We start from the raw sequence: 13,779 nt of genomic DNA on the forward strand, positions 1-13,779 counted from the left end.
TGTGTCCTCAAGCGCCGGACGGGCTTGATTTGGCCGGGGCGGAGCGTGCCGGGGACATGGTGATCCTCGGGAGGGCCTGGGGGTGTTCGGCCGCCAGCCAGGCCAGGAGTTGTTCCCTCACCGCGCAGCGGGTGGTCCAGATGTCGTCCGCGTCCTTCGCGGTGACCACCGCGCGTACCTCCATCGTGCTCGGGGTGGTGTCCGTGACGGCCAGGCTCCAGTCGCGGCCGTCCCAGGACGGGCACTCCAGCAGGATCTCGTGCAGCTTCTCGCGCATCAGGTCCACCGGGGCCGTGTGGTCCAGCTGCAAGAAGACCGTGCCGGTCATCTGGACCCCGCCGCGCGACCAGTTCTCGAAGGGGCGGCTGGTGAAGTACGACACCGGCATGGTGATGCGCCGCTCGTCCCAGGTCCGTACCGCCAGGAAGGTCAGCGTGACCTCCTCCACCACGCCCCATTCGCCGTCGACCACCACGGTGTCCCCGATGCGCACCATGTCGCCGAACGCGATCTGGAAGCCCGCGAAGAGGTTGCCGAGCGTCGACTGGGCGGCGACACCGGCCACGATGCCGATGATGCCCGCCGAGGCCAGCATCGACGTGCCGATCGTGCGCAGGCCGGGGAAGGTCAGCAGGATCGCCGCCACCGCGACCACGATGACCACGGCGGTCACGATCCGCATGATCAGCGTGACCTGGGTACGGACCCGGCGCACCCGTGCCGGGTCCCGGGTCACCGTCGCGTAGCGCGCGTACGCCGACTGGACCGCGACGGACACCGCCCGGATCACCAGCCAGGCCCCGGCGCCGATGATCACCAGCGTCAGCGCCTGCCCGATCCGGTCCTGGTGGCTGTCGACGGAGGGCCACCGGGTCTCCCGGAACGTGGCGCGCAGGGTGGCGGCCAGCAGGACCACCTGGAGGGGGAGCCGGCAGCGGCGCAGCAGCCCCCACAGGGGCGTCTCGTGGTGGCGCTCGTCCGCCCGGCGCAGCAGGACGTCGACCGCCCAGCCGAGCAGCAGGGTCAGTGCGATCGAGCCACCGACCACGATCAGCGGTCGCAGTACGTTCTCCATGTCTCCTCGACTCTCGGCTCGTCCGGCTCCCCGGCCGTTCCTGTCCCGGGTGGCTTGGGTGGCTTGGGTGCTTGGTCGTTCCGGGCGGGCTGGCAGGATGTCGGGATGGACATCATGCTTTTCCACTCGATGTACGGCCTGCGCCCGGCCGTGCACGCGGGTGCGGACCGGCTGCGCGCGGCCGGGCATTACGTGCGCGTGCCCGACCTCTACGAGGGACAAACCGCCGCGACGGTGGAAGAGGGCATCGCGCTGAAGGACAAGATCGGCAAGGAGGAGCTGCTGCGGCGCGCGATCCTGGCCGCCGCGCCGTACTCGGAGCGCGGTCTGCTGTACGCCGGTTTCTCGCTCGGCGGTTCGATCGCGCAGACCCTGGCGCTGGGGGACGAGAAGGCGCGGGGGCTGCTGCTGTTGCACGGCACGTCCGACATCGCGGAGAACGCGGCCGTGGACGAGCTGCCCGTACAGCTGCATGTCGCGGACCCCGACCCGTTCGAGTCGCACGACTGGCTGAACAGCTGGTATCTGCGGATGCGGCAGATCGGCGCGGACGTCGAGATCTACCCGTACCAGGGCGCGGGGCACCTCTACACCGACCCTGAACTGCCGGACTACGACGAGGCCGCCGCGGAGCGGACCTGGCGGACCGCGCTCGGCTTCATCGACTCGCTCTAGGGGCTCGCGGGGACAGGGGTGGGGCGGGAAGCTGCTTCCGCCCCACCCCGCCGTCACCCCGGTCCCGTCGGCTCAGGCCTTGAGTGCCTTGTCGATCGCCGTGTTGAACTGCGCCACCGTCATGGGCGGGTTCTGGCTGCCGTCGTCCGCGGTGAGCGTCTTGCCGTCCATCTTGAACGTCGGGGTGCCCTGCACGCCGCTCTTGTCGAAGGTCGCGGACATCTTCATCGCCCAGGCGTCGAACGTGCCCTCCTTGACGTCCTTCTGGAACGCCGCGTTGTTCTTGAGGGCGCTCACCGAGTCGGCGACCTGGAGCAGGTAGCTGTCCTTGGCGAACTTGTCGTTGCTCTCCTCCGGGTGGAAGTTTGTGGAGTAGAGCGCGGTCTTGTACTGGAGGAACGCGTCGGGGCTCACGTTGAGCGCGGCGCCCAGCGCGGACAGGGCGTTCTTCGAGCCCGTGCCGTTGTCGGAGTTGTCGATGAACGTCGCGCCGACATACTGGATCTTGAACTTGCCCGCGTCGATGTCGTTCTGGACCGTCGTGCCGACCGTCTGCTCGAACTGGGCGCAGATCGGGCAGCGGGAGTCCTCGAACACTTCGAGGGTCTTCGGGGCGGACGCCTTGCCGATGACGACGGTCGTGCCGTTCGTGCCCGTGGTGTTCTTCGGGGCGGTGACGCTCGTCTCGTTCTTCGCGGCCTCCCAGTGGGAGGGCTTGTTGCCCTGGACGACGGCGTACCCGACGCCGCCGGCTATCGCGAGGAGGACGACGGCGGAACCGGCGACGATCCCCTGGCGGCGGAAGCGGTCCTTCTTGGCCTGGCGCTCGCGCTCCTGGCGCAGTCGTTCGCGGGCGGCCGCCTTGTTGGCCTGGTTGTTGCGTGTACTCATGATCGATGACTCCGTGTGAGGACGCGCCCACGCCACTGAGGGCCGGCGCTGGTGGGGGTACGGACGGGGTGGGGAGGGGCCGGGTCGGCTCAGGCGGCGCTGAGCGCGGGAAGCGGCGGTCCCCGCCGTCCGACGGAGTGCACGAGCAGATGGGTGCGGGACAGGCGCGGGCGGCCCGTGGGCCGTGCTCCGCGCCGTACCGCCCGGCGCACGGTCCCCGCGACGGAGGAGAAGGCGACGAGCAGCGGCCGGAACGCGGAGGTGGCGGCGGTCCGTACCAGACCGGCCAGCGCGGCCTCGCCGTGCCGCAGCCAGACCGTGGCGAGCAGCCCGATCGACACGTGCACGGCGAGCAGCAGCCAGGGCAGGGCCGGGTCGGGGGAGTTCAGCAGCGCGGCGGCGCCGCGCTCGGGGGAGACCACTCCGGGGAGCGGGTTCCCGAGGCCGCCGCCGCACAGGACGTCGAGGCCGACCGAGCGCAGCGAGCCCGCGACGGGACCGCCGGCCGGGCCGTAACAGACCTGCTGGCCGCTGGTGAAGACGGTGTCCGCCGCCAGTTCCAGCGGGACGAGCAGCGCCGCGATCGGCCAGAAGCCGCGCTCGCGGCCCGCTGTCGCGTACGCCAGGAGGAACACCACGGCGCTGAGCCCGGCTACGACGGGCAGCGGCACGGGGACCCGGGAGAGCAGCACGTGGGAGCCCACGGACAGCGTCACGACGAGTGCCGTGAACAGTGCTGCCCGCAGCGCTCGGAGCTGCGTCCCGGATATGTCCATTGTCGCCGAGTGTGCCATGCCCTCCTGTAAACACCCCTTAAAGGACCGGTCGGGCACCCGTCGCCGGGCGGGCCCGCGGGGCCCGCCCGGCGGTGTCCCAGGGGGTGTGCGCCCTACGCCAGCCGTCCGTTGCGGAACAGGTCCACGAAGATCTGGTGGTCGGCCCGCGCCCGCGCCCCGTACGCGTGCGCGAAGTCCACCAGCAGCGCCGCGAAGCCGTCCTCGTCGGCCGCGATCGCCGCGTCGATGGCCCGCTCGGTGGAGAACGGCACCAGCGAGTGGCCGCTCTCGTCGTCCGCCGCCGAGTGCATCGTCGCCGTGGCCCTGCCGAGGTCCGCGACCACCGCCGCGATCTCCTCCGGGTCGTCCAGGTCCGACCAGTCCAGGTCCACCGCGTACGGCGACACCTCCGCGACCAGCTGGCCCGCCCCGTCCAGCTCCGTCCAGCCCAGCCACGGGTCCGCGTGCGCCTGGAGCGCCCGCTGCGAGATCACCGTGCGGTGGCCCTCGTGCTGGAAGTACTCCCGGACGGCCGCGTCCGTGATGTGCCGGGACACCGCGGGCACCTGCGCCTGCTTCATGTAGATCACGACGTCGTTCTCCAGGGCGTCGCTGTTGCCCTCCAGCAGGATGTTGTACGAGGGCAGCCCGGCCGACCCGATGCCGACCCCGCGCCGCCCCACGACGTCCTTCACGCGGTACGAGTCCGGGCGGGTCAGGCTCGACTCCGGGAGGGTCTCCAGATAGCCGTCGAAGGCCGCGAGGATCTTGTACCGCGTCGCCGCGTCCAGCTCGACCGCGCCGCCGCCGGACGCGAAGCGCCGCTCGTACTCCCGGATCTCCGTCATCGAGTCGAGCAGCGCGAAACGGGTCAGCGAACGGGCCGCGCGCAGCGCCCCGAGCAGCGGCCCCTCGGCGGTGTCCAGCGTGAAGGGCGGCACCTCGTCGTTCTTGGCGCCCGTCGCCAGCGCGTGGATCCGCTCGCGGTACGCGCCCGCGTAGATCTCCACCAGCTCGGTGATCTGCTCGTCGCTCAGCGCCTTCGTGTACCCGATGAGCGCGAGGGAGGCGGCGAAGCGCTTGAGGTCCCAGGTGAAGGGGCCGATGTACGCCTCGTCGAAGTCGTTGACGTTGAAGATCAGCCGGCCGTTGGCGTCCATGTACGTGCCGAAGTTCTCCGCGTGCAGATCGCCGTGGATCCACACCCGGCCGGTCCGCTCGTCCAAGAACGGGCCGCTCGCCCTGCTCCCCGCCCGCTGCTGCTCCAGGTCGTGGTAGAAGAGGGCCGCGGTGCCCCGGTAGAACGCGAACGCGGACGCCGCCATCTTCCGGAACTTCACCTTGAAGGCGGCCGGGTCGGCCGCCAGCAGCCGGCCGAAAGCGGTGCCGAACACGGCGAGGATCTCCTCGCCGCGCTCCTCGTCAGCTGATTCTGCGGGACGCGGGACCGACATCGCGGGGTGCCTCCTGGTGCAAGGGCTAAGGGTGTCGACGGCGCCTCGGCGCCGTCAGAAGTGGCAACGCACGACGGTACTCGCGAGTGCCCGCCGGTGGGCCCGTCCGGCCCTCGTTTGTCGGTCCCGAGTCGTAGACTTCCACGCTGTCCCCCCAGACTGTTCCGCAGCCTGTCGATCGCCGTTCGCCGGAGGCCCCCGTCGTGACCAAGCCGCCTTTCACGCACCTGCATGTCCACACCCAGTACTCACTGCTGGACGGTGCCGCGCGGCTGGGGGACATGTTCAAGGCCTGCGGTGAGATGGGCATGTCCCACATCGCCATGACGGACCACGGGAACCTGCACGGGGCCTACGACTTCTTCCACCAGGCGAAGAAGGCCGGCGTCACCCCCATCATCGGCATCGAGGCGTACGTCGCCCCCGAGTCGCGGCGCAACAAGCGGAAGATCCAGTGGGGCCAGCCGCACCAGAAGCGGGACGACGTGTCCGGTTCCGGCGGTTACACCCACAAGACGATCTGGGCGGCGAATGCGAAGGGGCTGCACAACCTCTTCCGCCTCTCCTCCGACGCGTACGCCGAGGGGTGGCTGACCAAGTGGCCGCGGATGGACAAGGAGACCATCGCCCAGTGGTCCGAGGGCCTGATCGCCTCCACCGGCTGCCCGTCCGGCGAGGTCCAGACCCGGCTGCGCCTCGGCCAGTTCGACGACGCGCTCAAGGCGGCCTCCGAGTACCAGGACATCTTCGGCAAGGAGCGGTACTTCCTGGAGCTGATGGACCACGGCATTGAGATCGAACGCCGGGTCAGGGACGGCCTGCTGGAGATCGGCCAGAAGCTGGGCATCCCCCCGCTGGTCACCAACGACTCGCACTACACGTACGCGAACGAGGCCACGGCCCACGACGCGCTGCTCTGCATCCAGACCGGCAAGAACCTGTCCGACCCGGACCGCTTCCGCTTCGACGGCACCGGCTACTACCTCAAGTCCACGGACGAGATGTACGCGGTGGACTCCTCCGACGCCTGGCAGGAGGGCTGCGCCAACACCCTGCTGGTGGCGCAGCAGATCGACACCGACGGCATGTTCCAGGAGCGGAACCTGATGCCCAGGTTCGACATCCCGGACGGCTTCACCGAGGTCACCTGGTTCCGCGAGGAGACCATGCGCGGCATGGCCCGCCGCTACCCGGGCGGCATCCCTGACGACCGGCTCAAGCAGGTCGAGTACGAGATGGGGATCATCATCGAGATGGGCTTCCCCGGGTACTTCCTGGTGGTCGCCGACTTCATCATGTGGGCCAAGAACAACGGCATCGCGGTGGGCCCGGGCCGCGGCTCGGCGGCCGGCTCGATCGTCTCGTACGCGATGGGCATCACCGACCTTGACCCGATCGAGCACGGGCTGATCTTCGAGCGGTTCCTCAACCCCGAGCGCATCTCGATGCCCGACGTCGACATCGACTTCGACGAGCGCCGGCGCGGCGAGGTCATCCGGTACGTGACGGAGAAGTACGGCGCCGACAAGGTCGCCATGATCGGTACGTACGGGAAGATCAAGGCCAAGAACGCGATCAAGGACTCCGCGCGTGTCCTCGGCTACCCGTACGCGATGGGCGACCGCCTCACCAAGGCCATGCCCGCCGACGTCCTCGGCAAGGGCATCGACCTCAACGGCATCACGGACCCCAAGCACCCGCGCTACAGCGAGGCGGGCGAGATCCGGGCGATGTACGAGAACGAACCGGACGTGAAGAAGGTCATCGACACCGCGAAGGGTGTGGAGGGCCTCGTCCGGCAGATGGGTGTGCACGCGGCCGGCGTGATCATGTCCAGCGAGCCGATCGTCGACCACGCCCCGATCTGGGTACGGCACACCGACGGGGTGACCATCACGCAGTGGGACTACCCCCAGTGCGAGTCGCTCGGCCTGCTCAAGATGGACTTCCTGGGGCTGCGCAACCTCACGATCATGGACGACGCCGTCAAGATGGTGAAGGTCAACAAGGGCATCGACCTGGACCTGCTGGCGCTGCCGCTCACCGACCCGACGACGTACGAACTGCTCTGCCGCGGTGACACACTCGGCGTCTTCCAGTTCGACGGCGGGCCCATGCGCTCCCTGCTGCGCCTGATGAAGCCCGACAACTTCGAGGACATTTCCGCCGTCTCGGCCCTCTACCGGCCGGGCCCGATGGGCATGAACTCGCACACGAACTACGCGCTGCGCAAGAACGGCCAGCAGGAGATCACCCCGATCCACCCGGAGCTGGAGGAGCCCCTCAAGGAGATCCTCGGCCTCACCCACGGCCTGATCGTGTACCAGGAGCAGGTGCAGAAGGCCGCCCAGATCATCGCCGGGTACTCACTCGGCGAGGCCGACATCCTGCGCCGCGTGATGGGCAAGAAGAAGGCCGACGAGCTGGCGAAGAACTTCGTCCTCTTCCAGGCGGGCGCCAAGAAGAACGGCTACTCGGACGAGGCGATCCAGGCGCTCTGGGACGTCCTGGTGCCGTTCGCCGGATACGCCTTCAACAAGGCCCACTCCTCCGCGTACGGCCTGGTCACCTACTGGACCGCGTACCTCAAGGCGAACCACCCCGCCGAGTACATGGCGGCGCTGCTGACCTCCGTCAAGGACGACAAGGACAAGTCGGCCGTCTACCTCAACGAGTGCCGGCGCATGGGCATCAAGGTGCTCCCGCCGAACGTCAACGAGTCCCAGTCGAACTTCGCCGCGCAGGGCGACGACGTGATCCTCTTCGGCCTCACCGCGATCAGGAACGTCGGGCAGAACGTCGTCGACTCGATCATCCGGTGCCGCAAGGCCAAGGGGAAGTACAGCTCCTTCCCCGACTTCCTGGACAAGGTCGAGGCGGTCGTCTGCAACAAGCGGACCGTCGAGTCGCTGATCAAGGCCGGCGCCTTCGACGAGATGGGCCACACCCGCAAGGGGCTCGTCGCCCACCACGAGCCGATGATCGACAACGTGGTCGCGGTGAAGCGCAAGGAGGCCGAGGGGCAGTTCGACCTCTTCGGCGGGATGGGCGAGGAGCAGAACGACGAGCCCGGCTTCGGTCTCGACGTCGAGTTCTCCGACATCGAGTGGGACAAGTCGTACCTCCTCGCGCAGGAGCGGGAGATGCTCGGCCTGTACGTCTCCGACCACCCGCTCTTCGGTCTGGAGCACGTGCTGTCCGACAAGTCCGACGCGGCGATCTCCCAGCTCACCGGCGGCGAGCACGCGGACGGCGCGGTCGTCACCATCGGCGGCATCATCTCCGGCCTCCAGCGCAAGATGACCAAGCAGGGCAACGCCTGGGCCATCGCCACCGTCGAGGACCTCGCCGGCTCCATCGAGTGCATGTTCTTCCCCGCGACCTACCAGCTGGTCTCCACCCAACTCGTGGAGGACACCGTCGTCTTCGTCAAGGGCCGCCTCGACAAGCGGGAGGACATCCCCCGGCTGGTCGCCATGGAACTCCAGGTGCCCGACGTGTCGTCCGCCGGGACGGACGCGCCGGTGGTCATCACGATCCCGACGGTGAAGGTCACCCCGCCGATGATCAGCCGCCTCGGCGAGATCCTCGGCCACCACCGGGGCAACTCCGAGGTGCGGATCAAGCTCCAGGGCGCCAGGAAGACGACGGTGCTCCGGCTGGACCGGCACCGGGTGCAGCCGGACGCGGCGCTGTTCGGGGACCTGAAGGTGCTGCTGGGCCCGGCGTGCCTGGCGGGCTGACGTACCACTGACTTCCACGGCTGAGGGGCACGCCCGGATCATCGGGCGTGCCCCTCACGCATGGGCGGCGTCAGTTGTGGCCGAAGCGCTTCTGCTTGCCCTTGTGCGGCATGTCCGACGGGGTTATCCGGGACTGCACCTGCTCCGAGCGGTCCTCGGACGACCGCGACTCCTCGGAGCCGCGTGCCTCCGTCGACGGGGCCTGCTGCTTGTTGCGGTCACGGTTCTTGTTCTTCGCCATGAAGGTGCCTCCTGAGACGGTCCCGGGACCGGGACGCGTTCAGACTCACATATGCCGTAAAGTGCCGCATTTTGGATCATTGCGCTAGGTAGTGAGCCCATGTCACGGGGCCGGTGTGGGATACGCCACGCCGATGATCGAGTTCCGGACGTCAAGGCTCTTGCCGTCGGGCAGACTCGAAGGAAACCCGCAGTAACTCCCGATCGCCCGATCCCGAGGTTGCCGAAAGAGGGGTGGAACACGTGGATCGCTGCGTCGTCCTGGTGGACGCCGGATACTTGCTGGGCGCCGCGGCGAGTCTCCTCGCCGGAGAACCGGCCCGCTCCCGCATCACCGTCGACCACGCCGCGCTCATCCAGGGCCTGCGCGAGCGGGCCGAGGCCGATACGGAACAGCCCCTGCTCCGGATCTACTGGTTCGACGGTGCCCCCGACCGCGTCCCCCAGCCCGAACACCGGCGGCTGCGCGTCATGCCCCGCGTCACGGTCCGGCTGGGCGCGCTGACCCGCAGCGACGGGCGCTGGGCGCAGAAGGGCGTGGACGCGGCGATGCACGCGGAGCTGACCGAGCTGGCCAGGAACCGCGCCTGCTCGGACGTGGTCCTGGTGACCGGCGACGGGGATCTGCTGCCCGGCCTGATGTCCGCCAAGGAACACGGCGTCGCGGTGCACCTGTGGGCCGTGCAGGCCGCGGACGGCGACTACAACCAGTCCGAGGACCTGGTGGCCGAGGCGGACGAGCGGCGCGTGCTCGACCGGGCGTGGATCACCCATTCCGTACGGGCCAAGGAGACGGCCGCCGTGTGCCCGCCGCCGCCGGTGCCCCGGCCGGAGATCGCGGCGATCCTGTCGGCGCCGCTGCCGGAAGCCGGGCCCGAGTCCGTGGCCGCGTCCGGTTCCGGCTCCGGTTCCTCCGGGGCCTCCGTTTCGTCCGGCCCGGCCCGGGAGGCGGACGCGGACTCCGGAGCTGCGGCGCCGGCCACGGCGGGGCGCAACGGCTCCGGGCCGGCCGAGCACGAGTCCGCCTCGGACGCGCCTCCGGCGCCGGGGAGCAGGGGTGTGCCGACGCCCAAGGACCTCGCGAGCCTGCGGGCGCCGCTGGGGCCCTCGGCCGGGCCGTCGACCGGTTTGTCGACCGGGCCGTCGGGCACTGCGGCCGCGGGTGCGACGCTCCGGTGGTCCTCGGACAAGGGGTGGGTCGAGCGCCCGGGGGGCGGGGGCGGGGGCGGCGGCGGTACGGCGGGCGAACCGCCCGAGACCGCGTCGCTGCCGACGCTGGCGCAGCTCACCAGCGCGGAGCAGCGGTGGGCGGACCGGGAGGAGGACATCACCACGGTGGGGGGCGACCCCTTCGAGGTGGGCCAGGTCTTCGCCCGGCGCTGGATGGGACGGCTGCCGGAGCCGGCGCAGGTGCAGAAGCTGTCCGTGATGTACCCGAGGGTGCCGCACCGGATCGACGGGGAGCTGTTGCGGTACGCGGCGCGGTTCGGGTTGCTGGCGCACAAGGATGACCAGATCGATGAGCATGACCGGTATGCGATTCGGGCGGGTTTCTGGCGCGAGATCGATGGCCGGGTCGCGGAGGGGGCGGCGCCGCCGACGTCGTAGCGTTGCGCCCGTTGTCCGTTGCGCTTCCTGCTTGTCCTCAATCGCCGGATGGGCTTGTTTGTGGCGTCTGCCCGGTGCGCGGGCGCGGGTTACTGATGTCCTCAATCGCCGGACGGGCTGGGTTTGTCGTGGTGACGGGGGGTGGGGCCTGCGGAGGTACGTATGTCCGGACTGCATGTTTTACGGCGCCTCAGGGACTTGTTTGGTTCACCGGTAGTCATGCGCCACAAAACACGCTTTACGTCCGGACACACGCACCTCCTCCGACCCCACCCCCCTCACGCCGAGGGTGAGCCGAACGACCCCGCCGGTCCGGGGAGCCTCGCCTCTGCCCGGTGGACAGTGCCGCTTACCAACGTCCTCAATCGCCGGACGGGCTGGATTGTGGCCTCTGCCCGGTACGCGAGCGCGGCTTACCAATGTCCTCAACCGCCGGACGGGCTGGGGTGTGCCCCTGCGCGGTGCGCGGGTGCGGCTCACCGATGTCCTCAAGCGCCGGACGGGCTGGATGGTGCCCCCGGCGACAACCCGCGCATACGCAACCGGCCCGCAGCGGGCAAAATCAAGCCCGTCCGGCGATTGAGGACAATCAGTAACCCGCGCCCCCGCACCGGGCAGACGCACAAACAAAGCCCGTCCGGCGATTGAGGACAAAGGGGGGCCCGGGGCCCCCGACCCCGGAACATCGGCGGGGTCCACCACCCCGTACGCTCAAGCGTGTGAGTACGGTGTGCGTCGTCCGCGATCTCGTCAAGACGTACCCCGCCGCGCCCGGCAGACGGGGCACCCCGGCAACCCCGGAAGTCCGTGCCACCGACCGCATCAGTCTCGACGTGCGCCGCGGGGAGATCTTCGGGCTGCTCGGACCCAACGGCGCCGGCAAGTCCACCCTCGTCCGCCAGCTCACCGGCCTCATGCGCCCCGACTCCGGCAGCGTCGAACTGCTCGGGCACGACCTCGTGGGCCACCCCGAGCGTGCCGCCCGGCTCATCGGCTACCTCGGCCAGGAATCGACCGCGCTCGACGAGCTGACCGTCGCCCTCGCCGCCGAGACGACGGGGCGCCTCCGCGGGCTCACCCTGCGCGCGGCCCGCGCCGAGCGGGACGCCGTGCTGGAGGAGCTGGGGCTCACCGAGATCGCGGGGCGGCCGCTCAAGAAGCTGTCGGGCGGGCAGCGGAGGCTGGCCTGTTTCGCCGCCGTGCTGGTCGGCGAACGCCCCGTACTGATCCTTGACGAGCCCACCACCGGCATGGACCCGATCGCGCGCCGCGCGGTCTGGGCGGCCGTCGACCGCCGAAGGGCCGAGCACGGCGCGACCGTGGTGCTCGTCACCCACAACGTCATCGAGGCCGAGACCGTCCTCGACCGCGTCGCCGTGCTGGAGCGCGGCAAGGTCATCGCCTGCGACACCCCCGCCGGGCTCAAGGAGCAGGTCGCGGGAGAGGTCAGGGTGGAGCTGGTGTGGCGCGAGCGCGCGCCGCTGGACGTGCCCGAGGTCGCCGCGCTGCGCGGGTCCGCGCAGGAGTCGGGGCGCCGGTGGGTGCTGCGGCTCGCCCCCGACGAGGCGCGGGCCGCCGTCGCGGCGGTGACCGGTGGCGCGGCTTTCGCGGCGCTGGACGACTTCACGCTGGCGACGCCCAGTCTGGAGGACGTGTACCTGGCGCTCGGGGGCCGGACGAAGGGGCTGGTGAAGGCGTGAGTCGTACGAGCCATACGAACAGGAGCATCGCCAGGTGAGCATCGTGCCGGCGGAGGCCGTGTCCGCGCGAGGCGGCGGGAGCGTGAGGGTGGTCCGGGAGAGTCCCGCCGGGACGACGACGGCGGACGGCGCGCCCGCGCCGCTCGCGCCCAGGGCGCGGCTGCTGCCCGCGCTGGCCGCCGTGTACCGCGCCCAGATGTCCCGGGCCCGGGTGGCCCGGATGCCGCTGCTGTTCGTCGCGACCTTCCAGTCCGTCGGGATCATGGTCCTGATGCGGGGGGTCGTGAACGGGGCGGAGGAGTCGCGGGCGGTCGTCGCCGGGGCCAGTGTCCTCGTGGTCGCGTTTGTGGCGCTGAATCTGCTCGCCCAGTACTTCGGGCACCTGCGGGCCAGTGGGGGCCTCGACCACTTCGCGACCCTGCCGGTGCCGCCGGCAGCGGTGGTGCTGGGTACGGCGGCGGCGTACGCGTCGTTCACGGTGCCCGGCGCGGTGTTCACGGCGGTCACGGGGAGCGTGCTGTTCCAGCTGCCGCTGGCCCATCTGTGGGTGCTGTTGCTCGTGATCCCCCCGGCCGGCGCGGCGCTCGCCGGCCTCGGCGCGGCGCTGGGCCTGCTCGCGCCGCGTCCCGAGCTGGCGACGCTGCTGGGGCAGCTCGGCATGTCCGCGGCCCTGCTGCTGGGCGTCCTGCCGGCGAACCGGCTGCCGGAGCCGGTCACCTGGGCGCGGGACCTGCTGCCGTCCACGTACGGCGTGGAGGCGCTCTCCCGGTCCTTCGACGCGCGTCCCGACTGGGTGGTGGTCTTCCTGGACCTGGGGGTCTGCGCGGCCGTCGGTGTGGTCTCGCTGGCCGTCGCGACGTGGGCGTACCGGCGTGCGGCGGTCCGGTGAGGCGGGCGTGGGGCGGGCCTGGCACGATGGCAGGGTGACCGCACCCCTGACACCGCCTCACCAGCCGCGACACGATCCGTGGCAGACGCCGCCGGACGGTGCTTCCGGCGATCCCGGATCCTTGGCGGGCGGCACGTCCGACACCGGCGCGGGGGTCGGGGCGGAGGTGCGGACGGCCGTGGTCGTGACGGTGGCGCTCGCGGTGGCGGGTGTCCTGCTGGGATTGCTGTGGCTGTGGCTCTCGCCGCGGATCCCGCTCGTCTCGGACGATACGGCGGTCTTCCTCAAGGACACGGAGGGCGAGGAGGCGATCGGCGCGGACGGTACGTTCGCGCTGCTGGGCCTCGGGTTCGGCGCGATCGCCGCTGCCGCCGTTTTCCTGTTCCGCAAGCGGGGTGGCGTCGCGGTGGTGGTGGGGCTGGTGCTGGGCGGGCTGGTCGGGTCGTTCCTGGCGTGGAAGGTCGGCGTGTGGCTGGGGCCTACGTCGGATGTGGTCGCGCATGCGCGTGAGGTGGGGAAGGGCGTCACGTTCGACGCGCCGCTGAAGCTGAACGCGAAGGGCGCGTTGTTGGCGTGGCCTGTGGCGGCGATGGTCGTCAACCTCGCGTTGACCGCGGTGTTCGGGCCTCGGGATCCGGAGCCGGAGTGGGACTGGAGCGGGTTCGGAGGGCCGCCGCCGGGGGTCGGGAAGCCGTGAGGGTGGCGGGCGCGTCCGCCTGACGTCTTGT

General features: G+C 70.5%; 11 protein-coding genes. 6 read left to right on the plus strand and 5 right to left on the minus strand.

The features are described from left to right. Window positions 1-7: 7 nt before the first annotated feature. Complete coding sequence (locus OG349_RS26850) at window positions 8-1,075, minus strand: mechanosensitive ion channel family protein (RefSeq protein ID WP_327237033.1); 1,068 nt, start codon at window positions 1,073-1,075, stop codon at window positions 8-10. A 105-nt stretch (window positions 1,076-1,180) separates the two neighbouring features. On the opposite strand from OG349_RS26850, the gene OG349_RS26855 reads away from it, so the two are divergent. Next, the gene (locus OG349_RS26855; protein ID WP_327237034.1) at window positions 1,181-1,750 is read left to right on the plus strand and encodes a dienelactone hydrolase family protein; all 570 of its coding nucleotides are present in this window, start codon (window positions 1,181-1,183) and stop codon (window positions 1,748-1,750) included. 72 nt (window positions 1,751-1,822) lie between these two features. On the opposite strand, the gene OG349_RS26860 is transcribed toward OG349_RS26855, so the two are convergent. The 3 genes from OG349_RS26860 to OG349_RS26870 form a co-directional block, all read right to left on the minus strand. Further along, window positions 1,823-2,641, minus strand: coding sequence for a thioredoxin domain-containing protein (locus OG349_RS26860; protein WP_327237035.1), 819 nt, complete (start codon window positions 2,639-2,641; stop codon window positions 1,823-1,825). A gap of 89 nt (window positions 2,642-2,730) precedes the next feature. Further along, window positions 2,731-3,417 carry a hypothetical protein gene (locus tag OG349_RS26865; protein ID WP_161312339.1) on the minus strand — a complete coding sequence of 229 codons (687 nt, stop codon included), beginning with the start codon at window positions 3,415-3,417 and terminating at the stop codon, window positions 2,731-2,733. Window positions 3,418-3,530: 113 nt separating this feature from the next. Continuing rightward, window positions 3,531-4,871, minus strand: coding sequence for a DUF2252 domain-containing protein (locus OG349_RS26870; RefSeq protein WP_327237036.1), 1,341 nt, complete (start codon window positions 4,869-4,871; stop codon window positions 3,531-3,533). Window positions 4,872-5,074: 203 nt separating this feature from the next. Between OG349_RS26870 and dnaE the strand changes: the two genes are divergently transcribed. Further along, entirely contained in the window at window positions 5,075-8,614 is a 3,540-nt protein-coding gene (gene dnaE, locus OG349_RS26875) for a DNA polymerase III subunit alpha (RefSeq protein WP_327237037.1), read from the plus strand. A gap of 70 nt (window positions 8,615-8,684) precedes the next feature. Here the strand turns inward: dnaE and OG349_RS26880 are convergent, their stop codons facing one another. Continuing rightward, complete coding sequence (locus tag OG349_RS26880; protein ID WP_167033741.1) at window positions 8,685-8,855, minus strand: hypothetical protein; 171 nt, start codon at window positions 8,853-8,855, stop codon at window positions 8,685-8,687. 233 nt (window positions 8,856-9,088) lie between these two features. On the opposite strand from OG349_RS26880, the gene OG349_RS26885 reads away from it, so the two are divergent. From OG349_RS26885 to OG349_RS26900, 4 genes are all read left to right on the plus strand, one after another. Further along, window positions 9,089-10,462: an NYN domain-containing protein gene (locus OG349_RS26885; RefSeq protein ID WP_327237038.1), complete on the plus strand. Its 1,374-nt coding sequence runs from the start codon at window positions 9,089-9,091 to the stop codon at window positions 10,460-10,462. 728 nt (window positions 10,463-11,190) lie between these two features. Then, entirely contained in the window at window positions 11,191-12,162 is a 972-nt protein-coding gene (locus OG349_RS26890) for an ABC transporter ATP-binding protein (RefSeq protein WP_327238737.1), read from the plus strand. A gap of 34 nt (window positions 12,163-12,196) precedes the next feature. Then, window positions 12,197-13,051 carry an ABC transporter permease gene (locus tag OG349_RS26895; RefSeq protein ID WP_442806318.1) on the plus strand — a complete coding sequence of 285 codons (855 nt, stop codon included), beginning with the start codon at window positions 12,197-12,199 and terminating at the stop codon, window positions 13,049-13,051. 34 nt (window positions 13,052-13,085) lie between these two features. Continuing rightward, window positions 13,086-13,748: a hypothetical protein gene (locus OG349_RS26900; protein WP_327237039.1), complete on the plus strand. Its 663-nt coding sequence runs from the start codon at window positions 13,086-13,088 to the stop codon at window positions 13,746-13,748. Window positions 13,749-13,779: the final 31 nt, after the last annotated feature.

The organism is Streptomyces sp. NBC_01317 (assembly GCF_035961655.1).
Lineage (GTDB): Bacteria > Actinomycetota > Actinomycetes > Streptomycetales > Streptomycetaceae > Streptomyces.